Annotated in this window: 19 protein-coding genes; 6 read left to right on the top strand and 13 right to left on the bottom strand. The window is 40.0% G+C overall.

Annotation, left to right across the window (positions count from 1 at the left end; genetic code table 11):
* Positions 1–102: 102 nt before the first annotated feature.
* From ACN6MT_RS07670 to ACN6MT_RS07630, 9 genes are all read right to left on the bottom strand, one after another.
* Positions 103–1,614 (bottom strand): sulfatase, encoded by a 1,512-nt coding sequence (locus tag ACN6MT_RS07670; protein ID WP_419955384.1) that lies wholly within the window; start codon positions 1,612–1,614, stop codon positions 103–105.
* A gap of 69 nt (positions 1,615–1,683) precedes the next feature.
* A complete protein-coding gene (locus ACN6MT_RS07665) occupies positions 1,684–4,314 on the bottom strand; it encodes a polysaccharide lyase 8 family protein (RefSeq protein ID WP_419955383.1) in 2,631 nt (876 codons plus the stop codon).
* Positions 4,315–4,326: 12 nt separating this feature from the next.
* Positions 4,327–4,923, bottom strand: coding sequence for a YesL family protein (locus ACN6MT_RS07660; RefSeq protein WP_419955382.1), 597 nt, complete (start codon positions 4,921–4,923; stop codon positions 4,327–4,329).
* A 22-nt stretch (positions 4,924–4,945) separates the two neighbouring features.
* Complete coding sequence (locus tag ACN6MT_RS07655) at positions 4,946–6,145, bottom strand: glycoside hydrolase family 88 protein (protein ID WP_419955381.1); 1,200 nt, start codon at positions 6,143–6,145, stop codon at positions 4,946–4,948.
* A gap of 599 nt (positions 6,146–6,744) precedes the next feature.
* Complete coding sequence (locus tag ACN6MT_RS07650) at positions 6,745–8,160, bottom strand: sulfatase (protein WP_419955380.1); 1,416 nt, start codon at positions 8,158–8,160, stop codon at positions 6,745–6,747.
* Positions 8,161–8,175: 15 nt separating this feature from the next.
* On the bottom strand, positions 8,176–11,586 hold the full coding sequence (locus tag ACN6MT_RS07645; protein ID WP_419955379.1) for a polysaccharide lyase family 8 super-sandwich domain-containing protein: 3,411 nt from the start codon (positions 11,584–11,586) through the stop codon (positions 8,176–8,178).
* Between the two features lie 20 nt (positions 11,587–11,606).
* Positions 11,607–12,488: a carbohydrate ABC transporter permease gene (locus ACN6MT_RS07640; protein WP_419955378.1), complete on the bottom strand. Its 882-nt coding sequence runs from the start codon at positions 12,486–12,488 to the stop codon at positions 11,607–11,609.
* A gap of 44 nt (positions 12,489–12,532) precedes the next feature.
* Positions 12,533–13,432 carry a carbohydrate ABC transporter permease gene (locus tag ACN6MT_RS07635; protein WP_063254361.1) on the bottom strand — a complete coding sequence of 300 codons (900 nt, stop codon included), beginning with the start codon at positions 13,430–13,432 and terminating at the stop codon, positions 12,533–12,535.
* A gap of 74 nt (positions 13,433–13,506) precedes the next feature.
* The gene (locus ACN6MT_RS07630; protein WP_419955377.1) at positions 13,507–14,808 is read right to left on the bottom strand and encodes an ABC transporter substrate-binding protein; all 1,302 of its coding nucleotides are present in this window, start codon (positions 14,806–14,808) and stop codon (positions 13,507–13,509) included.
* Positions 14,809–14,921: 113 nt separating this feature from the next.
* Here ACN6MT_RS07630 and ACN6MT_RS07625 point away from each other — a divergent pair, with 113 nt between their 5' ends.
* Positions 14,922–16,424, top strand: coding sequence for a sensor histidine kinase (locus ACN6MT_RS07625; protein WP_419955376.1), 1,503 nt, complete (start codon positions 14,922–14,924; stop codon positions 16,422–16,424).
* A 39-nt stretch (positions 16,425–16,463) separates the two neighbouring features.
* Positions 16,464–17,147 (top strand): response regulator, encoded by a 684-nt coding sequence (locus tag ACN6MT_RS07620; protein WP_419955375.1) that lies wholly within the window; start codon positions 16,464–16,466, stop codon positions 17,145–17,147.
* Positions 17,148–17,627: 480 nt separating this feature from the next.
* Here ACN6MT_RS07620 and ACN6MT_RS07615 read toward each other — a convergent pair whose 3' ends face one another.
* Positions 17,628–18,131, bottom strand: coding sequence for a DoxX family membrane protein (locus ACN6MT_RS07615; RefSeq protein ID WP_419955374.1), 504 nt, complete (start codon positions 18,129–18,131; stop codon positions 17,628–17,630).
* Between the two features lie 582 nt (positions 18,132–18,713).
* Here ACN6MT_RS07615 and ACN6MT_RS07610 point away from each other — a divergent pair.
* From ACN6MT_RS07610 to ACN6MT_RS07595, 4 genes are all read left to right on the top strand, one after another.
* A complete protein-coding gene (locus ACN6MT_RS07610) occupies positions 18,714–18,902 on the top strand; it encodes a hypothetical protein (protein WP_419955373.1) in 189 nt (62 codons plus the stop codon).
* Positions 18,903–19,101: 199 nt separating this feature from the next.
* Positions 19,102–19,320, top strand: a complete 219-nt coding sequence (locus ACN6MT_RS07605; RefSeq protein WP_419955372.1) for a DUF1659 domain-containing protein — start codon at positions 19,102–19,104, stop codon at positions 19,318–19,320.
* A 33-nt stretch (positions 19,321–19,353) separates the two neighbouring features.
* Positions 19,354–19,572 (top strand): DUF2922 domain-containing protein, encoded by a 219-nt coding sequence (locus ACN6MT_RS07600; protein WP_419955371.1) that lies wholly within the window; start codon positions 19,354–19,356, stop codon positions 19,570–19,572.
* A gap of 65 nt (positions 19,573–19,637) precedes the next feature.
* The gene (locus ACN6MT_RS07595; RefSeq protein WP_419955370.1) at positions 19,638–19,775 is read left to right on the top strand and encodes a YvrJ family protein; all 138 of its coding nucleotides are present in this window, start codon (positions 19,638–19,640) and stop codon (positions 19,773–19,775) included.
* A gap of 254 nt (positions 19,776–20,029) precedes the next feature.
* Here the strand turns inward: ACN6MT_RS07595 and ACN6MT_RS07590 are convergent, their stop codons facing one another.
* The 3 genes from ACN6MT_RS07590 to ACN6MT_RS07580 all read right to left on the bottom strand — a co-directional run bounded on the left by ACN6MT_RS07590 (position 20,030) and on the right by ACN6MT_RS07580 (position 25,321).
* The gene (locus ACN6MT_RS07590; protein WP_419955369.1) at positions 20,030–20,656 is read right to left on the bottom strand and encodes a ThuA domain-containing protein; all 627 of its coding nucleotides are present in this window, start codon (positions 20,654–20,656) and stop codon (positions 20,030–20,032) included.
* Between the two features lie 164 nt (positions 20,657–20,820).
* A complete protein-coding gene (locus tag ACN6MT_RS07585; RefSeq protein WP_419955368.1) occupies positions 20,821–21,510 on the bottom strand; it encodes an endonuclease I family protein in 690 nt (229 codons plus the stop codon).
* 1 nt (position 21,511) lies between these two features.
* Positions 21,512–25,321 (bottom strand): chitobiase/beta-hexosaminidase C-terminal domain-containing protein, encoded by a 3,810-nt coding sequence (locus tag ACN6MT_RS07580; protein WP_419955367.1) that lies wholly within the window; start codon positions 25,319–25,321, stop codon positions 21,512–21,514.
* Positions 25,322–25,362 lie beyond the last annotated feature (41 nt).

Genomic DNA, 25,362 nt, shown 5'->3' with positions numbered 1-25,362 from the left:
TATTGTCCAAATTTTTAGAAATATTGTTTTTTATTGGGTGAAAAAAAGCAAACAGCATAGCTGCTGTTCGCTTTAAAGTAAATTATCCAACAGATAAAATCCTTATGCATGTGAAATTCTCGGCATCGGCATCTGCTCTTTGTGGAGCTCTGCCCAGGCATATTTTAAAAGAAGCTCTTTTTGCAGAACTTGATAATCAGGATGATCCCACAAGTTATTGAGTTCCTTTGGATCCTCTCGTAAATCAAAAATTTCTCCATACGTCTGCCGATAATAGATGGTTATTTTGTAACGTTCATCCACGTAGGTCTTTTGATGAATCGTCGTCGGTTCATGGCGAAATTCACAAAGGACATGATCCCGTTTTTTCTCTTGATGATTCAGCCAAACTTGTTTTTGGTCCTCACCTGACATCAAAGCAGGAATGGAAACATTCGCAAATGATAAAAAGGTAGGTGCCAAATCAACAAGAGATTGTAAGGCTTGGGATTCTCTCTGTGCCGGAATTTGACCTGGATAGCGGACAATAAAAGGCAGCTTGATTAAATCCTCATAATGGAATCCGCCTTTATACTGTAAGCCATGCTGTCCAAAGAAATGACCATGATCGGTTGTAAACACAATCAGCGTATCATCCGCCATACCCAATTCATCGAGCTTATCGAGAATGCTGCCAATATACTTATCCATAAAACTAACCATTCCATAATAATTAGCGACTAATTTTTTTCTGTCTTCCTCCGGAATTATATGGGTGTGATAACCGTGAATACCGAAGCCTGTTTCCGCAAGGTCCGTAAAATCAGGTTCAGGTTCTTGTGTCTTTTTAAAATGCGGCGGATTTCGGTCATGCTCACCTGGAACCAATTCCGGAATAGTTAACTGATCAGGATCATACATCGATGCCCATGGCTCAGGAACTAAATAAGGCGGATGTGGATCCGGGAAGCTTGCCCAGAGGAAGAAATTTTCTTCCTGCTTGTGATAGGTTTCCAGCAGTTCATTCGTCTTTTCAGCGATGAATGAATTGTAGTGATATTCCTCTGGAATTCCCCATGTATATTGAATAGATGGATCCATTGTTCCTGTTGGCGCCATATAATATTGCTTCCAATCAGAAAAGCTTTTTTCCTCCAGCCAGGCAACATAATGCTGCCCCACTAAATATTCATTGGTATGGTTTCGCAGTAACTCTATTCTTTCAAATCCATAGAATGGTTGATTGTAATTTTTCCAAAAATCAATATCCTGAAGCAGCGGCAAGGATTCAAGCGACGGATACTCTTCCGTTGAGCGAGTTGGTTGAAAGTGGGCTTTCCCAACGAGAGCCGTCCGATAGCCATTATCCCTCAAAACTTGACCGACTGTCTGTTGTTTATCTTCACTTAACTTTGTGCCCAACGTCCACGCTCCATGCTGACTTGGATACATCCCCGTAATGATAGAAGATCTTGAAGGGGTACAGGTAGGATTCGGACAATACGCGCGCTGAAACGTCGTTCCTTCTCTTACTAATCGATCAAGATTAGGTGTTGAAATTTCTGGATTAAAGGCACCAATGGTATCAAAATGCTGCTGGTCACTTGTGATTAATAAAATGTTTGGTTTTTTCATAGAGAATACTCCTCTTAAACTTGGAAAATCATTTTGGACGATCATAAACGCGATTCGAAAAAATCCCCTTTATTGTCCATGTTTTTCCATCATTTTAAGCTTTATTTCAAAACTCTTACCATTTGAATGGATAGAATCAATATGAATCAACGCTTTTTTGCTAGATACTGAGGTTTTTACACCTTCACTAGCCGCTATAACGGTAGGGTTAGGAACTTCTATTTCGAGCTTCATTTTATCCAGTTTAAAAGTCGGGTCAGATACTGCAATTGTGATGATGTCACCTTCATATTTCACAAGAATAGAAGCTTGATTATAGGATGTGACATTACTAACCGTCTTCTTTTTATCACCAAAGAAATTAAATCCCTTCATTCCAAGCTTCGTATTTTCAACGGCATGAACATCTTCCGTATTGGATAGTACTTGAATGCTCGGGCTCTTCGCATATTCTTCTGTTTGGTTCACGTTAAAATTAGGTAGTATCACATAAGCATAAGATGCATTTTGTGGATTCTTTCCATGATCCAGTCCCAATGTAAAGAAATTCTTCGTTACTTTTGTATCGGGGTTTGAGGTGCGAATTTTTCTTAGACTTTCCGTAACAGTCTCTTTAGAGACAGTAATACTAGCAGTCTCAGGAAAATAATAGCCTACCTGTGTTCCCTCAGCATTTGTATTAAAATTCATCCATTTTAAGTTATATTCACCATTAACCGGATCAGTTAAGGATTGACCATCATAAGTTCCTCCAACTATTGTGCTAGTTTCATTGGCCTCAAACATTCGATTATCAATCGTAGAAATAACCTCTCTGCCCAGCTGATCTTGGATACCAGATCCCAATAATACGATTTCATCGTCAAACATAAACGCTGACTTATTGGCTTCTGTATTTTTATAGACCACAAAATTCTCAGGTAACAGCCCATCCTGTTTGTCCTTATAGCCGATTTCGTCCCCAAGCTGGATACCTGAAACACCATAATTACCAAGCTTTACTCCGCCAGAAAAAATATTGGTTCCTACTGGAAAATACACATAATCATTTTGTGAGGTTGATGAGGCATAAAAGTTTAAAGGATGAGTGGTATTTTCATAGAATAACTTTCCACCATAAAGTTCTGGAATCGTTTTTCTCTCTTCAACAGGAACCGTTGTCCCAGGGAGCTTATAAGGATTGATCGTGGCAAAATAATTTGCCCCGAATTGTTTCGTTTGATCTCGCCCAGACAGATACAAATAGTAAGCACCGTCACCAAGGAACCAAGGCCTTAAATTTTCTCCACTCATATATTCATACTTACTGATTCGGTCAGAGCTTCTCGAAAAAGCAAAAGCATACGAATCTCTTAAATGTACAGTTTTATCCATAAGGTTAAAGGCAAAGTGGGAAGATTCCTCCAGCCCATTTTTAGCTTCAAGGCCGGAATCCTCCATGATTTGATTAAAACGAATAATCGTATCGTATGAGATAAAGGAACCGCTGGACAGCTTCCCTTTAGAAGAATCAGCGATATATTTAATATGTGATTTTAGCGCTTTACTCTCTTCAGCACCCAGATAGTTACTCAAATCCACCATTGCCTCAACGATACTAGTGACATCTTGGTACCCTGTGCCAGTCCTTGATAATGCTCTGCCCTTTACGATTTCCATCATATAGCCTTCAAAAATAACCGGTGAGAACCCTTTGTATACCCATTCTTTTACCGTTGGAACCAAGACTTCTTTTGGATTATACTGACTATCATCTAAAATCTTCATTGTTTGGATAATTCGGTTTAACAGCACTTTCCCATAGGAACCAGTGTAGGCAACTCTGTGGTGCTGAATAAACGACCCATCCTCATAAAATCCATCTGTATTCCCATTAATAAGTTGGTTAGGATCAATGGTCTTAAAAACAGTTAGAATATTGTCTACTGCCTTTGATACCCTTTCCTCGTTACCAATCAGTGCCCCTTGAATGATTCGGTTGGTGGCAATATCAGCAAGATTGGCACCGGTATAAAAGCGGGAATTTAAATCAATATCACCATCTTTTCCATTTCTTAAATACAGATCCATGGACTTCACATAAGTATCGATTAATTCCGGCTTAACATTGCGAATCTCATCTTCTAAAAGAAGTAAAGTTTTCGTGATATTCATTGGCATCCCTATTTCCCACGAGTACCAATTTCCGTAATATCCCTTTTCCTGATTTTCAAAATAGTTTCTGTAAAGCCAATCTAAGCCCTCGATGACTTTATGAATCGTTTCCTGATTTTCATAAAAATTGACACCGCTTAAATCCGGCCGCTTATAGGTTTTTGCAGCCACCGCCATTTGATATAAGTATAAGTAGGAATTACTTAAATTCGTATCATTCTCTCCAAGAGGAAGATTTTTAAATAAGGAAGTTTCTCTGTCTTCCGGCGCAAGGAATGCAGAAAGTCTTGTATTTGCTGTGTTATGGACAGAATTAATTTTACTGTCTAGTAAAGGATTTTGATTGATACTCTCATTACCCACAAGATACATTGAATAGTTTACTTTTAATTTCTCCATTTCATTTAAAACATCAACAGTAGTCATTTGACTTACTATTTGATTTTCAGAAGCTTTGACAAGGTTGTTAGAATCAATCATCGGAATCGTTAAGAATGTTGTGAATGTGAGTGAAGAAGCTAAGATCATCTTTAGACTTTTTTCCATAAAAACACCACCCTATGAAATTTTTTCCTCATTTTCATGGTGAAACCCGCCACTCACTAAAGAGTAGATAAGATATGCACTAATGCTGAATCCAAGCATCATGGCCGCTGGAAGATAGAAACATAGAACGAGACAAGCGGCAATGATGAGGATAGATAAAATTGTATAATGCAAACGGCTGATTGATAAGAGCAGTGCATTCTTAATCGCATTTTTCCACGTTACTTGATAATGGACAAGGACAGGAAATATATAAATAGAAACAAACAAATACAAGATTCCCATTAGGAAAAAGAATGAAAACAGGACGTACTTTACACTCGAATTCAACTGATTGATAATGATTAAATCTCCCAAAAGCAAGCCTGTAAAAACGAGCCAGAGAATACCAATGAAAAAGCTTTGTTTAAAATTCTCCTTAAACAGGCGAAAAAAGGCAGTGAAAATTCGAATATCGTTTTGCTTTTTCCATTCTCGGACAACCCCGAACATTGCTGTCGTTGCAGGGAATATCGTCAAAATGGGAAGACACAGAACCAGCCAGAGGAGATTTAACAAAAAAGCATTCATGATAAATTCCATAGATTTATAAAGTTTCCCATCCATCATTCTCATCCCTTTTCCAAAAGTTTTACCAATACATTTTCCAATCCTTCACCAGCCTGATTAAGGCTTCAAAATAATAGTAGTCTCCCCAAATACAGCTTTCATCAACTCCGCGGCCGCCGGCTTTATAATAGACTGCGTGCTTCAGAATACCGTTGGCTTCACTTTGAATGTCCGTTGTATAGTTTTCATAGAGGGACTGCATCATCACGAGCGCCGCATTCTCATAAACTTTCTTTTCTGGATCCGTTAAAGGCATATGCTTTGTCATCTCCAGCAGTCCGCATACAGTAATCGCAGCGGCAGAACTATCACGCTCTTCGTCCCCATCTGTAAAAATTAAATCCCAGTAACAAATTTGATCTTCCGGGAGTCGATTCAAATAATAATTGGTAAGCTTCTTGGATAGCTCGATTAAACTCCAGTCTTGCGTATAGTGGTAGCTGAGCGGAAATCCGTAGATTCCCCAAGCCTGACCGCGGGCCCAGCAGGAGTCATCCGCATATCCCTGGTGGGTGTTACCATACAATGGTTTTCCAGTCTCAGGATCCATATAATACGTATGGAAAGTAGAAGCATCTTGTCTGACAATGTATTTCGCTGCCTGCTCAATATGGCTCTCGGCTATTTCTCGATAAATTGTTTTTCCAGTCACTTCTGAAGCCCAATAAAGTAATGGAAGATTCATATTACAATCAATAATCATTCTCCCGCGCTGAGCTGGATCGTTTAAATCTCCCCATGCCTGGATAATTCCAGCTTTATCATGGTATCGAGTAATCAATAAATCAGCTGCTTGAATGGCGATATTTTTTGCCTCTTCATTTCCTGTTAGCTTATAAGCGCTGACACAAGACAACGTGTATAAAAATCCTAGGTCATGATGATCTACTTCAATCCGCTTTTCCAATCGTTCTTTAAAACTATCAATCTGTATTTCTGCCACTTTTCGGTACTTTTCACCGCCTGTGTATTCATAAGCAAGCCAAAGCATTCCTGTCCAAAAGCTTGTTGTCCATTCTACGTTTTTAATCGGTTTATAGACAAGGTTTTCACTATTGGAATCAGGAAACTTGTCTGTGAAAACTTCTAAACTTTGATCAATTTTCGCTAAAACATGCTGAATCGCTTTTTCAACAAAAGCTCGGTCAACAGCAGGAGCAGCCTCAAACCGTTCTATATTCTGGATTTGTTCTTTCTTTATTTCATCAACAAATACCGTCATGTTCATTCACCTCATAATCTATGATTTAACTATTTTCGGGCTTCATGATTATTCATGAAGTCGGTTTTCTGCTCTTTTGGGGTTCATGAAACCTCCATGAAGACCGTTTTCTCGAATTCCACCATTTTTTTGGCTTCATAAACGCTTCATGACGACCGTTTTCTCGAATTTCACCATTTTTTGGGCTTCATAAACCCATCATGACGACCGTTTTCTCGAATTTCACCATTTTTTGGGCTTCATAAAACCATCATGACGACCGTTTTCTCGAATTCTGCCATTTTTCGGGCTTCATACACCCATCATGAGGACCTTTTCTCGAATTCCACCATACTTCGGGCTTCATGATTCCATGAGAACACTTTTCCGAGCCTCATAAACCCCATGAATACCATTTTTCCAAATTCCACTACTTTCCGGGCTTCATAAACCCTTTATGACGACCATTTTCCCAAATTCCACTTCATTTCGGGCTTCATAAACCCATCATGACGACCATTCCCCCAAATTCCACCTCATTTTGGGCTTCATAAATCCTTCATGACGACCATTTCACCCGAACTTCACCACTTTTCGGACTCCATAAACCTGGAATTAACCTACTCTAATAAAAAAGGATCTTTCAAATCTTTAAGCCAGGTACGAAGCTTCTGTTCTAACCCTCTTGCAATAGGATGTTTAAGGGAGTCTTCTATTTTTTCAGGCTGCAGCTGGAATTTATCCTTTTCTAGATTGTATAGTAATCGAATACTCTTCTCACCAGGGGCATAGCCATGATGAATAACATACGTATATTGCTTTGTTCGAACCGCTCTCCATCCATAAGCAGTGTTATCCAAACCTGCCTCGCGGAACGCTTCAATCGCTTCTTTACGGCCAGGGTATCCACAAAGATAAGCGGCTTCAGGTCCCCCGTTTCCTTGCTCAATCATAAAACTAGATAAATCGTTTCCTTCTACAGATTGGGGAATATCAAGCTGAAGCAAACTTAGCAGTGTCGGCATAATATCAACACTATTAAGCAATACATCCGTTCTGGTTTGCGGTAAAACCTTGGGCCAGCGAATACAAAAAGGGACTCCAATCGATTCCTCATACCAGACATGCTTCGCCATTAAGCCATGGGAGCCCATCATTTCTCCATGATCCGAGGTTAAAACAACAATCGTATTCTCATCGAGCTCCTCATCCTTTAACAAGCGCAGAATCCTGCTGAATTGATCATCGATTCCGGATATCGCGGCAAAATAATTCAGCTGCTTCTCTTTTAATTCCTCCAAACCGCCATCAACTGGTTCACCTGTATGAACACCAAATGTTTCTTGGTTCACATTTTCTCTCAGCACGATTTGTTCCCGCTTGTATAACTGCTTATATTTTTCAGGAACCTGATCAAACGGGCTGTGCGGCGGATTCCATGATAGAAAGAGTGCAAATGGCTGCTTACTGCTGCGATTTTTTATAAAATTTAACGCTTGGTCCGTTTCATGTTCCACAGACCATTGGTTCACTTGAATCTTCTCCGGGCTATCCTTCCAGTAATGAGGGGCAAGGTGCTCATCCCATGCCCCGTAGGAATACCAGTATTGGAAACCATGTCTCTTTGGTCCGGGAGGAGTATACGCATCCCAATCCCTTGCACCTGATTCGGGTTCATCTGTGACATTTAGTTCTGGTAAATCAAGATGCCACTTCCCGATATACCCCGTCTGATAGCCAGAGTCTAGGAGCACATCACTTATACAAGTTTCCTCAGGACGCAGCATAACATCGGCACCAATTTTACAATTGGTATACACCCCGGTGCTCATCGGATACCGCCCCGTAAGTAGCGATGCCCGGTGAGGCGAGCATAATGGAGAGCAGGTGACAGCATTTGAAAAAACAACACTCTCCTCGGCAAAAGCATCAATCGCAGGGGTGATAACTTGATCTTCGCCTTCATAACCGACCGCCTGCCGCCGCCATTGATCTGCAAAAATATAAATAAGATTCGGCTGCTGTTTACTCTCCATTATTCCCTCTCCTTATTACCTGATTGAATTCGGGCTGTTGCCCTTTTGGCTCGGTATCATTTTCAATTTCGCTGTGAACGTTTTCCCTCTTGCCTTATTCACATTGACCTTCAACTTGATTGACGGCTTTGTATTTTCTACCGTGATACTTTCATCGGCTTCTAAAACATTAAACGCCTTACCATCAATTTCGATTTCGATATAACCTTTGTTCTCCATCGTCGGATCACTTACAGCAATCTCAAGGACTCCATCCTTCTCCTGCATGGTCACAGAGGCTTTTTGATAAACCGTTAACGGACCAACACTTTGCTTCTCATCCTTCCAGAAATTAGCGCCAATGATATTCTCTTTTACGTCCTGTACCGCTTGAACTGCGGAATCATTTCGTAAAATCGTAATATCAGGGTTTTGGGAATAATGGTGTGTTTGTTCCTTATTTAAACCTGGCAATAGAACATAGGAGTACGTATCCTGATTAGGACGGACACCATGGTCAAACCACATCGTTGTGTAGGTTCGCTTGATCGCTTCAGCTGGACCGCCATAATTAATATCTTTCCATGCACCAGTGCGTTCTTCTTTTTTTATTGTGAGCGTTTTACCTTCTGGGAAAAAGTAACCTATATCTGCTCCTGGGACATTTCCTTCAAGAAAAGCCCATTTAGCATCCATCGTATGGTTTTGACTACCGCTGCTTAAATCCAGCATTTCGCCATTGATGAACAATTGATTCGAACCATCATTTCGAATCTTTCGGTTTTCGACAATACTTTCAACATTCCGGTCTTCACTGCTGCTAATCCCGGCACCAAGGGCAACGATTTCGTTATTGAACATAAACCATGACTTTTTAGCAACCAATGAACTATTCCAAGCGTCATAAGACATTCCTGCAGTGCCGAAGTTCTTGAGCGTTGAACCGCCAGTCCATGACTCCGGCGACCTGTGCTCGCCACTTCCATCCGCTCGTCTCATCGTATCAACCGTTGTTCCTGGCATCCGGTAAGGGTCCACCGTCGGCCAGAAATCATCACTATACTGAGCGAGGTCGCCATTATACAAGTAGGTCATCCCTTCTCCGGTATACCAGCCCTTTCGGTTTTCATCATTCATGTCTTCATAATTTTGAATCCTATTTGAATACATACTGATACCAAATGCATAGCCCGGTTTTCTGTGAACAACCCGGTCCATGGAGGCAAAGGTCTTATGAAAATCCAGATCTCCGCGAGGGGTTACCTCTTGTTTTTCCAAAAGCTGCTTTGCAAGAGTCATATCGCGGAAGTTGCCCGCGTTTTTAAAATAATCCAGGTACGTATCTTCTTTTAGCCAGTATTTTGCCATGGAATTATACTTTTGGGCATAAGGCTCTGGAGCAAATTGCGCCATTCGAATGACACTTTTGATAATGGTATGACCAGCCTGATGATCCTGAAGGAAATTACGTGAAATGGCTCTTCCTCTCACCATGTCCATCAAAGCACCTTTATACATAAATGGTTCATAGGCATTTTCAATCCAGTCATAAACATTGGTAACCTTAGGGTCCGTCACTTGCCAAGTAGAATGACTTAAGAGTTCAAGCATGTCAGTCAGACCTTCAATTAAAACAATGCCATATGAGCCGTTATAGGCGATATTTTCATGCTGGACGAAGGAGCCATCTTCATAAAAACCGTCTCCTTCTGTCACGTTTTCAAAGGTTTGGCTTAAGGCATCCCTTGCAGCAGCAATTTTTGCGGCATCCTTTACAATCACTCCCCGCACACCGACTACCTTGCTGACATCAATTCGATTGGCGCCAAGAGCTTCCCGGTATTTCTCAGGAGTAGAGGCTCCGGACTTCGTTGGATCTGGCTGAAAGTGGTCGACTACTTTCAAGTAACGATGAATACTATCTTGATCCAGATAATCGTAAAGAAGAACCATTAAACTGTTTAATTCATTTGGGACACCGATTTCCCAATGCCACCAATTGCTATATTGAGCAATAGTTTCGTTATAGCGATGTTGGTACAGCCATTCAAGCGCCTCCGTGATATCCTTTAACAATTGCGGATTCCGATAAAGGGTGGATTGTTCATTGGTAAACGCTTTGGCCATGGTTGTTAAATTCCGGTAGCTATCTCGAATATCAGCCGAATTGTCAGTGCTTGCAAAGTTAATCCATAAGAATGAACGATCGTTATTTTTAAACATCGTTCTCCAAAGGTTTTCCGCTGACTTTGTCTGATTCTTAATCATTTCGTTCATCCGCTCATTCGACGGGTCATACGAATCAAGTCCAGTCATCAGGCTTTTCCACTTTTCCCGAAGTTGAACATATTCATCTTGGACCGCCTCGGTGACAGTAATCTGGCTTTCCCTCTTTAATCTGCCATCTTCCGTTTCTACGGTAATCACAGCTGTTCCCGGGGCTTTCGCTTCAATAAGACCATTTTGAACAGTAGCAACAGTTTCATTAGAAGAGCTCCATACCAGCTTTTCTGTATCAGCATTCGCTGGTGCAATGGTTGCCTGAAGCAATCGGACTTGACCTGATTCAAACTCGAGTTCCTTTGGCTCTAGGTCCAGATCGGTCACCGCCGGCCGTTCAATACCATCATTTTTGATAACCTTTACGGTACTAGCGGCAGAAAGGCCGTTATCGGTGAAAGCCATAATCGTTGTCTCACCAGGATTTACACCCGTTACAGTACCGTTATCAACTGTGGCAATCGATGGATCTGCCGAAACCCAGGATAATTTGGAGCTGGCATTAGCAGGAACCATCTTTGCATGCAATAAACCCGTTTCCTGAGCCTTGATGGTTAGTTCACTTTCTTCGATAGAAATGGACGTGGCCGGCTGGATGAGCTCAAGAGAAACATCATCAAACAGGGCAGTACCCGTTCCTGTTTCAAAGAAAAGCTGTACCCTGATGCTATCGGCATTAACAGGAGTCTTAACCTCCATTTTAATTTGCGACCAATCATGGGTCCCGGTTAGTCTTGAGGAGTAAAGTAAACCAAGCTGCACGCCTTCTTCATATAAAGCAACCCTCATCCGTGCTCCTTGACCGCTCACGATATTCTCTGTCTTTAGCCAGGTGCTTAACTGATACGTCTGCCCGCCTTGAACAGGTACATCCTGTGACACGGCAGCTCTAGCAGATTGATCCGCAGCGATTTTTAAACCGTACTCTCCCGACCGGCTTGCATCCTTAGCAATGGAAACGATGGGGCTCCCGGTAGGTTTCCAGACACCCCATTTAGCTGCACCTAATTGATCCCAGCCTGATTTTGGCGCCTCCGTTTCTTCAAAACCGGTATTCAATAGTAAAGTAGATTCATTGGCAAAGGTAAACGGCACATTGGCGGTCATGGCTACTAGTAATGAAAAAATGATAAAGAGTGACAATCCTTTTTTTCGCGTCTTTTTCATGTTTATTCGATTCGCTCCTTTTATCCTTTAATTCCGGTATTGGCAACTCCCTTGATAAAGTGGTCTTGAGCTAAGAAGTAAACAATGATGGTTGGCACGATGGCTGAAACAGCAGCAGCCATTAGCAGCGCATATTCTGTGTTGTATTCCGTAATAAAATGCTGAATTCCAAGCTGCAGCGTGTATAAATGATCGGAAGTAAGATAAATCAAAGGCCCTAAGAAATCATTCCAGGAATGCATGAAAGAAAAAATAACTAACGTCGCAATCGCTGGTTTTGACAAAGGTAAAATAATTCTCCAATAAATGCCGAATTCATTCAGACCATCAATTCTTGCCGCCTCAAGCAGCTCATCTGGAATGCTTATGAAAAATTGGCGGAACAAGAAAACGCCAAAGGGATTGAAGGCTCCTAGTAAAATGAGAGACCAGTGCGAATTGACCAATCCTAGCTCCTTCATCAGCATAAATTGTGGAATCATCATAACCTGGTACGGGATCATCATCGTAGCAATATAGATGAAAAACAAACGGTTGCTTTCCGGAAATTTAATTTTGGCAAACGCATAACCGGCAAGTGAACTGTTGATAATCACTAAAATGGTTGTGATGACAGCAATTTTCAATGTATTTAAGTAATAAATGTGAAAGGGTACTTTTGTCCAAACATCTTTGTAATTACTCCAATGTAAGGTTTCCGGTATCCATTTAATCGGAAAACCGAAGATTTCCGATTCTGCTTTCAAGGATGCAGAGAGCATCCAAACAAATGGCAGAACCATCATCAATGAGACGATGATAATCGCAAGATATTTTAAAATTTGCTTGATTGATAGTTTACGTGCTTTGGGTGCAGGTGTATAAATGGCAGCTTCTGTTTTCGTTCCGGTTGCAATATTCATTTACCACTTCAGCTCCTTTCATTTTCATAGGTAGTCCAGGCAAATTAATAATTCACCCATTTTTTCTGTCCTTTAAATTGAATAAAGGAGAAGATGAGAATCAGCAGGAATAGCACATACGCCATGGCCGATGCGTATCCGTACTCGAATTGCTTAAAGGCGGTGTTGTAAATATCGTACACAAGCACATGCGTCGATCTTCCAGGTCCGCCGCCGGTCAGCACGTAGATTAAATCGAAGACTTTAAAGGAATTAATGACCCCGATAATCATGGTGAAGAAGATAACGGGTGACAGGCTTGGTAAAGTGACATTGAAAAACTTCGCGATTGGTCCCGCACCGTCCAGCTCAGCCGCTTCATAAAGGTGATCAGGAATATTTTGCAGTCCTGCCAAAAAGAGAATCATATAATAGCCAACTGAATGCCAAATATAGACCACAGAGACGGATACTAATGCCCAGCTTGGCGAAGACAGCCAGCCAGGGGGAGCGTCGATGCCCAGCTTCATCAATGTTCCATTAATCGGACCCATTGTTGGGTTGAAAATCAACTGCCAGACTGCCGCAACGGCAATCGTTGCTGTAACATACGGTAAAAAAACAGCAGTCCTGAATACCTTTACAAAGCGGATTCCTCGATTTAAGGCAATAGCAATTAGGATGGATAGAAACAAGGTAACGGGAACAGAGATTAAGGTAAAAAGAATACTATTAATAAATGAAATCCGGAAATTCGCATCATGTAATAGATTCTTGTAGTTTTCTATTCCTACAAATTCAATCACGCCAAAGCCATTCCATGATGTAAAACTCATGAAAAAAGAGGCAATAACCGGAATAAGGATAAATAAGAGAAAACCGATGATATTAGGTAAAAGAAATGTATAAGCGACCAAACGGTTTCGTCGAATCGTTGTAGATGATGACCTTCTTTTTTGCTTCATAATGTCAGTCCTTTCTATGAAAAAACTCGGCACTGCTGAGTTTCAATCTAGCAGCAGTGCCTCGTGTTTCATTTTTATTTATCTCCGTACTTACTTGCCCATTCATCTTTCACACGCTTTGTAATCTCTTTAAGCGCTTCATCAACAGATTTCTGACCAAGTAAAGCAAGCTCTCCTTCTTGCTTAAAAATTTGTTCTGCTACAATATTTTTCACTCCTGGGAGCATTGGGTATTCAGGGTATTCTTTTGTTTCTAAGAAATAGTGAAGGTTTTCTGGCTTTTGTGTTCCATCGCCAAGGTACGCCTTTTCTACGTCCTCATCCATATAACCCGTTAAATAACCCTGTGAAGCTAGCAGCTCTGCACCGTCTTTACCAGTCATGTATTGCAGGAACTTAAAGGCTTCTTCTGGGTGCTTCGTGTTTTTGTTCATCATAATAGAAACAGGCAATGCGAGTGACGTATTCTTCGCAACACCCTCTGGATGTGGAATCGGCACAACGTCCCAATCAAAATTTAATTTACCTTCTGCCTCTGCCTGACGAAGCTGAGCAACATGCCAGTCGCCAATCAGATTCATGGCAATATTTCCTTTTTGGAAGGCTGCATTATAATGAGCTCCGGTTGTTACTTGCTCTGACCACTTCATGATGGATCCGTCTTTCTCAAGGTCAATCCTTATTTGTAAGGCATCCTTAAATGGTGTTAAATCTTTATCAATGATGGAGGCACCGTTTTGAACAGCACTCATATACCATGTTTGCGGCCATTGCTGCAGATAAGCACCGTATACTTTACTTTCTCCGCTTCCACTAGTCATTTTCTTCGCTAATTCACGGAAATCATCCCAAGTCATATCATCGCTCGGGTATTCTATACCCTTTTCATCAAATAACGTCTTATTATAATAGAGCATCCAGTTGGATTTACGATAAGGCAGGCTCAGCACTTTTCCATCTGCTTTAAAGCTGTCATACATCGTTCCGTAGCCGGCAACATCCACTTCGCCTTCTTTAATATAGCTATCAAGTGGTGCCAGGATTCCAGTATCGATCATATTGTCCATCTGTCCGGTGAATAGGTCATATCCTTCGCCGCCGGAAAGCTGCATCCGGATTTTTTCATAATATTGCTGCTGTGGAAAAGTTTCAAAAGTGATTTCAATATTTGGGTGATCTTTTTTAAAGTTTTCGTAACCTGTTTTAAACACTGCCTCATCTGCAGGAAATACTGCCATTTTCAAACTTACCTTTTCATTGGAGTCCTTTGGTTTTTCTGCCTCGGAACTTCCCTTTTCGGTACCGCCGCTGGAACATGCCACCAGCAGGCTGAAACACACTAGCAAGATTGCTATTAAACTGAATACTCTTTTCATTTTGTTTCTCCCCCTTTTTGGTATTTTGCTATATACTGAGTGTAAGGGTTTTCAGTTTTTTGAATAAGTAGAAAGTTTCTTTCCCCTTTTTTATTTCATTAGGAGTGACTTCTGTGATTTTTCTCTTCTTAATTTGTATTGTTTTTTTAATCTCTTTTATCTATAAAAATTTAAATAGCCGTTCGATCTTCTTTTTATGTACGTTAACGATAGGCTGGATCTTAGCTTACATATCGTTTACCCTCTACCTATCAAAATTTAATTACTATAGTATTGTGAATCAATTTATTGATTTTAGTCCGGGTACATGGAACAGTCTTGTCCTTAAAAACTTTGATACGAATACATTGATTCGGTTATTTAATATTGGAATTATCCTTTTTTATTTTTCCTTTTTAAGCTATTCCATTTCGTTTGTCAGCAGTCTAAAGGTAAATAAAAGACAGTGGTATTTTTACGCAAGCCTTGGTGTAATCGGTTTATTCCAATATTTTTTCTATGATCCAAGCTTCAATCTGTGGTTTCAAAATTATGCTGTAGACGCTGGTATCTTTCCGCAATACAAAAACTTCAACCACACTGTAGATTTGGTATTTCAGGTTGTAAATATCGCATATTTACTAATAAGTATTGGATTATTTATCTACCATTACATCCTCTACTACAGTCTAAGATATATCCGTGATCATACTTTATTTAATTTAATCAGCTTACTGCCGCTGACCATTGTACACCTATTTATTTTTTACTGGGCGCCATCCAACTTTGTCAGAACAACCTATAGCCAGAGCTATATAAACTATCAACAGCCTGCAATCAATCTGTATTTATTGGAGTATCGTTTCTTTCCACTGATTGCCTTCTTGGCCATCGCAATTATGATTTTCAATGTATATAAGTACAAGTCGAATGAGGCAAGGTATTCCAGTATCAATATCATTACCAAGAAAAAAATCGATACGGCTTCCCTCGGGATTCGGGCTTTCACACATGCTATCAAGAACCATTTGCTTGCCATTCGTTCAGAATCGGAGTATTTACAAGAAAAGTTTGCGGATGATGAAGATGCGTTATATAGCTTGAAGCTCATTATGGACTCTTGTGAACAATCGTTTCAAAGTATTAATGAAGCAAATAATATGCTTAAACAGATTACGTTAAGTATGAAGTCAGTCTCCTTGAACAATCCCATTGAAAGAGCAATCGATCGTTTCCATACAAACAAGTTAAAAGTGAACATTCATTACGAAAAGCCCGCTTCTAATATTTACGTTTATATTGATGAAGATCAAATTCAAGAAGCCATCTATAATATCCTTAAAAATTCCATCGAAGCAATTGAGAGCAGCAATGGCGATATTTGGATTCAGATGAACGAAGTCGATCAATGGGGCACGGTTACGATTAGGGACAATGGTCCGGGGATTGATTCCGAAAATGTGAATGAAATTTTTACTCCGTTTTTTTCAACCAAACCATCGATTACCAATTGGGGCATTGGGCTTTCTTTTTGCCATAAAGTGATTACAGGTCATGGAGGTAAAATTGAAGTGACGAGTGAGAAAGGGAATTTCACTCAATTTGATATTTTATTGCCGCTTGTAAAAAGGGTATAAAAAATACCCCTTATTAAATTTTCGTGGAGTGTGATGTAAATGGAGACCATTCAAATATTAATTGCCGATGATATGGAAGCCCACCGCAGGCGGCTTGAGAGAATTATCAATAGTGTCGGAAACCTTTCACTAGTCGCCTCTGCCAAAAGTGGATATGAAGCCGTTGCCTATGCTGCGATTAAAAAACCGGACATTGTCTTAATGGATATCGAAATGGAAAGTCAAATGGCAGGCGTGAAGGCCGCTTCAGAAATTAATAAAATATTACCGAATACCAAAATTGTAATGCTCACTGTCCATCAGGATAATAATATTGTCTTTGCTGCCTTTCAAACAGGCATTGTTGATTATTTAATGAAATCTGCACCAAAAGAAGAAATTATCGAAGCGATTTATTCAGCCGCCAATAACCAATCGCCGATTCGTCCGATTATCGCTGAGAAAATCAGACAAGAGTTCGCTCGGATTAAAAAATCAGAAGATCATTTAACGCATTTTTTTAAAATCATTGCCAATCTAACTCCCTCCGAGCTAGAGGTATTGAAACTTCTCTGCAGTGGTTTAAAACGGAAAGAAATCGCGGAAGCACGTGCCGTAGAGGTAGAAACGATAAAAAAGCAAATCAGCAGTTTGTTGAAAAAATTTGATAAGAATTCGACCAAGGAAATCGTCATCGATGTCACCGAGTTGAAACTATTTGATATGATTAAAGATATTTCGTAGAGGTAACTGCTGATTTCAGTGTGTTGCTTCTTTTTTTATATGGCGGTTTTATCTGTTAGTGGGTTGAGGACGAATCCTATAGGTACCCCGGGTAAGATGTCCTCAATAACGCTGATAGAGGACATATCCTCTTGCTGGCTTACGCGATTTGTTCTCAAGACCCTGGATTGAGGACATTTCCCTTAGTCGGCTCATGCGTTTTGTCCTCAAGACCTCGGATTGAGGACATTTCCTCTTGCCAGCTCATGAGTTTTGTCCTCAAGACCTTCGATTGAGGACATATCTTCTTGCCAGCTCATGCGTTTTGTCCTCAAGACCTCGGATTGAGGACATTTCTTCTTGCCAGCTCATGAGTTTTGTCCTCAAGAACCCTCATTGAGGACATTTCCTCTTTTCAGCTCATGCGTTTTGTCCTCAAGATCATCAGCACAAACAAAAGACGATCCGAGGGGGATTCGAATCGTCTTTTTGCTTACCTATTTAGGCTGTTGCTTTTGCTTTATTTTTTCTAACAGTTTTGTTGATGAATGGTACTACCCAGTAGTCTAAACCATATTTACCAGCGTTGTAGCCCGCTGTTAAGATGATGAAGCCTAAGAAAATATCAGTTGGGTTATGAGATACAGTTCCGGCTAGGAAGAAAGAGAAATTCATCACTAGACCAAAGAACATCGCTGCAGTTGTTAAACATCCAAGCATAAGTCCTAAACCAATTAATGTTTCGCCCCAAGGAACGATAAAGTTGAACACATCAATGTTTGGAAGTGCAAAGCTTTCTAAGAAGTGAACATACCAGCTGTAAACCATGTTACCGTCTGGACCTTTAACGGGATTAGCAATTGCTCCTTTTAAGAATCCAGAAGCGTCAAATCCGCCTGTTATTTTATGAAAACCTGCTGTGAACCAAGAGTAGCCAAGATATAAACGAATTATAGTTAAGATAGCTGCTGAGATTTTATTTTCTCTTAAAAAGTTGTTAAACATAAGTCATTCCGCCTTTCAAATTAACTTGTTCTTTATACTTACACTATATTGGATTTCAGCAGTTAATAACATGGGTATAGTGTTAAGTTCACAGTTTGTTTGAAATGTTATGACGGAATGTTGAACAGCTGATAGAAATGGTTATCCTTATAAGTCTCTTCACTTTTTATTGGCTAATTTTCTTCTATCCTCAGCCAATGGCGGTTGTTATAGCCAGCCTTTTTCGATTAATAGTTCAGCCCATCTCTGGCGAATTCTAATACTTCTTTCACTTTTTTATTTTATGTGAAATATGGTTAATACCTATTACAAAAATTGTCGAAATTTAGATGTTATTACAGAATAACTTAATTATAAGTCGAATCATGTCTAATTATAGGAATTTGGCTGCAACAAGATATACCGATATCATTTCTCCTTTTCTCAATTTTTTTACTTTTTAAATCAGTGTTCACAGCATAGTTTTTCTGTGTTAATATCGGGAAGGCTTTGGAAAAATGCTATCCATCATATTATCGAAGCACTTGAAAATCAAGTCATCGCACCTTCCAAACCATACCACTAAAAATCCATACGAGGTGTATGATGAAAACAAACAAATCAATTCAGGAAAACAAAAAACTTTTAATGGACATTGTCGAGCTTAAAATTAAACGAAGTGAATTATTTAACCAAACTGGTCCAAATACTTCCGAATATATAAGTCTATCACTCAAACTTGATTTCCTGATGAATGAATACTTTAACGAGAAAATAGAACAATTAGTTTAATAAGTTAAAGACCAGCATAAATTTGCTGGTCTCTTTTTTTTTCTGACTGACTAGATTTTCTTGTATTTAAGTACGAGCTATATTCTCTTCTATTACCATAACCGTCACTCTATAATACTCCATCTTAGATTTTATTTTTTCTGACCATGTCCCTTTCACCTGCTTTTCTATATATAAAGGGTGAAAGGAGGTGATTACCATGGCACAGGCAGTTGTAACTTCCTCTAAGTTACGTTTGGTATTTCAAGTAGGCATGGATGACGATGGGAAACCGGTTTTAAAATCGAAGACACTTAGTAATATCCAGAAATCCGCAACAGCTGATCAACTCTACCAGGCAGCACAAGCATTGATCGGTTTATCCAACGATACTCTCAGCAATATTGAGAGAGTCGACAATGCAGATTTACTAGCTTAATCAAAAAATAAATAATGATAGGAGATGAAAGAAATGGCTAAAACATTAGAATTAGAGTTTACTACAGAGTTTGGTAAATCGGCACGTTTATCAATTGAAAATCCGAAGGAACCGATTGAAGAATCTGTGGTAAAGGCGGCGATGGAGGAAATGATCGGATCGGGAGTTTTCACTTCTACAAACGGTAATTTTGCTTCTGTTAAAGGAGCTCGCGTGATTGATCGCAATGTAACGGAATTTGAAATCATTTAATAGAGTAGAAGGAGGCTGGGTTCCGCGGGAAACCGGCCTCTATTAAAAGAAAGGAGTGAAATCTCGTGGAGCAAATGATACCTCTAATTAGTGAGGTAGGATTTCCAATCGTTGTGACTCTCTATTTGCTATATCGGATTGAGTCGAAGCTAGATATGGTAGTCCAATCGATTCAAAATCTTCCCGACCGCATGAAGGCGTAGAAGCTAACCAAAGATATCACGTTCAAATTAATAGAACCTTAAACCTTTGTTCATAGTTTGTTCATACTTTCGGGGTAAGATAGATATATGAAGAGGACAAACTTTTTTCTCTCTCTTCCATAACCCCCTTTTATAAGATTTCTTTTTTTGGATTCGGCAACCGGCCGGATCCCTTTTTTTATGAAAAATCTGCACCCCGGTAAATTTAAAAAAAGGCAATCACTTAGTCATGTAATTGCCTTCGGGGGATCTGCTTATCTAGTAAACATCCAATCAATTTTATCCGCTAGTAAACATGAGATGTTTTCATTCAACAGCCCTTCCTTCGTATGAGCTGGTGTGAAACAGCATACCTTTCCTTTTCCATAGGAATGCTGCCAGCCCGCTATGGAATCTCCAGCTTCTCCTGAACTTCGTAAGTATACTTCTGTATTTTCCACATCACAATGAACAAAATAGTGTTCATCTGACAGGGAAAATGTTTTGTCATTTTGTATGTATGTAACATCTTGAAGTCCTGGTGGATGATAGTCAAAGGCTCCTCTCAACATTTTGGTGTATTTGCTTTGACTTGGATAACCAGCCATACCAGCATGCCATGCTAGGACGCTGCCTCCCTCATTGACATATCTTTCAATCTTCCTGTCCACTTCATCACTTAACCAAGTGATCTTCTGTTCATCTTTTGGATTGAGCACGTTCATTTTTGCATTGATAAAAAGGTCGGGTTGTTCATCAAGGACTTGTGAAACCTCCTCATGTGTAATGTACTGCACGTAAATTTCTTTATCCGGTAATCTCTTTATGGCTGCTTCTAAGCCCGCTTTGGCGTCATCACCAGAATGCCAATAATCTCCTACTAACGCTGCAACTCTTATCATCCTTTTCCATCCTCCCTAGTTTAAATATACATATACATTAACACGAAAACTCTTCCGTGGCTTACCGCTTAACAGACCGTATCTACCTAATTTAGCAATCCCTATTAAGCAAAAAAAAACAAGAAAAGGGGGAACACCCTTTTCTTGTTTAGCTTGTCCCATTTTTAGCTGGCTGGCCAGATTAGATCTGCCCATTCTGGGTGATCGATAAACGGATTGCGATTGCCTTGAATGGATTGAATGACATTGTTTCTGTTCATTTCAAAAGCATCTACTGGATCCTGCTTATGCCATTGAAGAAGAACTGATTTCTTTCCGTGTGTAGGTGTTGGATAGGTATTTACCTTATCAGCCAGCTCAAGATCAAGCTCGCCTCCCTCACCTTCGTAACGAACATCCATGTACATCAGCATTCTAGCAATATCGCCTTTTACGCGATTGGGCGGTTCAAATGAATCGCCATCAAGATAACAGTCCGCGCACTCACCTTGGGATTGCCCGCCATTATCAAAATCCAAATGGCCTCGAGAGCCGTTAACAGATACATCTGTTGGTCGTAAATGATGAATATCGGTTCCTGGACCAACACTTGTTCCAAAGTCACCATGAGATTTTGCCCAAACATGCTCACGGTTCCAGTCATTTACATTCCCACCGTTTGTTGATTTTGCTTGTGAACGGCCTGTGTAAAGCAAGATTACGTTATTAGGGTTATTAGGATCTTCATCTGTTTGCTTTAACGCGTCCCATACTTGAGAATACGTTAATTTCTTTTGAACACTAATAATATTGTTTAACGCGTCCTTTAAAGCTTCACCCGTTTTACCAGCAGCTGCTTGGTAATAGGGTTCCAATTCAGTTACCGGTGGTTCGCCGGGGAGACACCTCAGGTACAGCGACAGGAGAAGGAAGTACCTTCCCGCTGACATCTGTGAACTTGATGGCAGATGTATCTACGCCATCTTTAACGGTCCATTTTTGAACACCTTCAATACCTCTTATCTGGCTAATGTTAGCATTATCGATCACTACTTCTTTCACCACTACACCACTAAGGTCAATTACTGCATCAGCGTTTGCGGGGCTGATAATCACTGTAGTATTCTTTAAGCCTTCACCCTGCAGCTTCGCGTAAGACCCTTTTAAGACAATCCCTTCTGTAATAACAGAAGTAGCATTCATTGTAATGTCAGCATTTGGATTACCTACTGTAAGCTTCTTCGTTTTGAAGTTATTTAGGTTGTAAATCTTTGTTCCAGCTGGAGCTGTTACTGGTGGTAACACTTCACCTGTTGTTTTTAGAAGAGTTTGAATAATAATCGGATCATGGTCACTTGCACGTCCATGCTCTTCCATAAAGCCTGAGTTAATATTTAAAATATCAACTGTTGTATTATCTGCCATATTGTTCGTTACCAAAACTTGGTCTAATACTTGTGCATTACCTTGGTATGAGTAATTATAGCGCTCATTAGCAGGTACCTTGTCAACCATGTTTGTTAATTCGTTACCTTTAGCGATTTCCACTGTCTTGGTGAATTCGAAATCGTTGAAATCTCCAAGCAGCACAACGTTCGCGTCTGCATTTTTTGCTTTAACATCTTTAACGAAGTTATTTACAATCGCCGCAATTTTATGACGTTGAATTTCACTGCTTAATACTGGCGGCTGGTTTTTACCCATTAATGGCTGGTCGCCGCCTTTAGAGTTGAAATGGTTTGCAACCACAATAATACTTTCCCCTTGGAAATCAAATTGTGCTGCAAGCGGCTTACGGCTTCCATTAAACGCAGTGTTTGTTGGATCAATACGACCTGGATTTAATGTCAATTTACCATCAGTATAGCTTACTGATTCCTCCGCTTTACCTGCCGGTGCTCCAGCAGTTAAAGATACACGATCTACTTTGTAAAGGAATCCAACACGAATGTTACCACCCGGCGCTCCGCCATCTTTATTATTGATTGGAGTTACTTCAGTATAGGCATATGTTGGTCCGCCTAATGCTTTGATTTTATCAATAATCTTTTGCGCACTTTGTGTCCCATCAACAGTACCACTGTCTGTTTCACCATCGTTATCCTGTACTTCATTTAAACCAATGATGTCAGGATTTTTCATTTTTTCAACAATTGCATCAGCAATTTTAGTCACTTTTTCATCTGGAGTCTTCGTTGAGAAGTTCTCAACGTTATAAGTTGCAATCGTTAACTTTTCATTTGCCGGAATAATACTTGTTGCTGCACGAATGATTGGCGTTTCAGTTAATGGTGGAAGAGTTGTTTCTTGCGCCATTACCTTAAAGTTGCTGTAACCGTAGTTAACAACCCCTTTAATCGCACCAGTATAATAGTCACCCATTTTTGCACGGTAAGATTTATTCGCTGTACCGCCATTTCTTATATCAACCCCAATACGATCTGGGTTTGAATCAGTCGCTGTAATCCGTAAACCGCCTGGGGCTACGTTTGTTTCATAATTACCAGGTACAACCCATACTAATGCGTCTTTTTGAAGAGCGATTACTTTTGGATTGTCAACCTGTACATACATACCTTCAATACTTTCCCAGAAGTCAATCGCGTCTTCTTCTGGATCAAACTTAGTAAATTGGTCGTTATCAATGATTTCTGGCGGAGCAATACGATCAACGCCAAGTTTAATTGGTGCAGGAAGTGATGCTGTTCCATTTTTTGTAATTGTTGAAGCTTCAATTTGTGTAATAGATAAATCTGTTGATGTTTTCTCAGCATAACCTTCGCCGTAGTATTCATTAACTTTACCTGATACTTTAACCTTGTCTCCGATGGCTACACCGTGAGCAGATTTAAATACGAGGATACCGTCTGATGTACTATTGTCTCCGTCACCTTCTAAATCTTGAAGGAAGAAACGGCTAGTTCCATCGATATAGGTAACAACACCTTCAACATCTGTTACGTTCTTACCATTTAAAATTGAATTATGTGATTTACCTTGGATGTCATAAATGCGAATCGCACCATCTTGGATAAGATAATCGAACGTTGCAACCGCACTATTTTTCATTCCAGCTTTAACGGCTACAGCTTTTATGGTTGTAGCTTTATTAATTACGATTGGTTCTGCAAATACTGGACTTTCAGTTGTTGGTTCACTGCCATCAAGAGTGTAATGAATAGCAGCTTCTGCTGTACCAGTAGTTAATGTTACTGCAGTTCCTGTTGGTACTAATCCTGCTCCTGGAGCAGCGATGACAGATTGAACAATACTTGAATCTAGTAAAATGTCACCTTCATTACGCGGAATTAATTGGTACACGCCATTAAACGCACTAAGAACTCCGGTAATCGCTTCATAGGTTGTACCTGTTTTTAACATCGTAGAGCTTGCCGGTCGGATTTGGAAGCTTGTTCCGGCAGAATCAGTTGCTGTATAGTTACCTCCCGAGAATGCCCCAACAGTAACATTTTCAACCTTTACTAATTTTGCTTCTTTGTTTTCTTGTAAGTCAGCTGCAGGTAGAACTTCTGCTGCAGGTACTGCTTCTGTACCGATAATTTCAATATTTTCATGATTTGCTTCAATTTCAAGTAATGTTGAATATTCAACCAATTTACCCGAAACCTTAATTTTATGCCCCGGTTGGATCGTAGAGCTGTCCGTTGGTGTATAGGCAACAATTGAGCTAGTAGCATCTTGGAAGTAAATAGCTCTTCCTAAAACAGCTGTAACGACACCACTCGTTTGAACATTTGATTGCAAAGCCATTGCTCTAACTTCAGCAATTGTGCTTTCTGAAATGATGGTATATGCAAGTGTAACGATATCACTATTGTCTAAGCCAGCTTTAACAGCTACTGCTTTGATCGTTGTATTTTCATTGATTGTGATTGGAGCAGTATATTCTGTACTTGAAGCTGTTGGCTCTGTGCCATCTGTTGTGTAATAAATTTTTGCATCTGCTGTAGCAGTAGTAAGGGTAACCTTTGTTCCTGCAGCAACTGAACCAGCTGCTGGTGAAGCTGTTACATTTTCAACTTTTGTTTCTACTGGTGTTGTACCGCCATCCATGGTGTGGGATCCAAGATAGGTAAATACATCCTTACCCATGTTATCCCATTCAGTTGCTGGGTCAAATGCATCAGTTGGATTCTTGTCTCCTGATATTACAGAACTCTTACGAACCAGCGTTTGATCAAGTGTTTGTACAGCCGTTCCCCAGGTAGTACCTGGATCTGTACCAACTACACCAATCGAATCAATTACTTCTGTACCCTTCTTTAATACAAGGGCATCGTCCCCATTAAAAAAAGTAACTGTGCTAGTTGTATTTGACTTTTCCAATATTCCTGCAACTGCTGAGCTATTAGCGATTACAAATGTAGCTCCATTTTCAAGAATTGAGTTTGATACTGTAGAAAAATCAAATTTATTGCTTGGTGTAGTACCACCGTTTGCATACAATTCAACTACATAATTCTTTAAGTCGACGCTTTTACCTGTGCCATTATAAATCTCAATTGCCTTGTTATTACTGGAGCCTTCAATGTATTCCGATATAAATAAATCGCTAGCTACTGTAGCAGCAATAGCTGGTTTCGGTTGAAAACTCGGTAACCCCATACTAATGACCATAATTGCCACTAATAAAATATTCATAACCCTTTTACGATTCTTTTTCAAAACTGCACCTCCAGGGAGCATTAATCCAAATTATTTTTCAT

The sequence above is a fragment of the Neobacillus niacini genome, from assembly GCF_048572935.1.
Lineage (GTDB): Bacteria > Bacillota > Bacilli > Bacillales > Cytobacillaceae > Neobacillus > Neobacillus niacini.
This window is presented reverse-complemented; position numbering and strand designations above follow the sequence as displayed.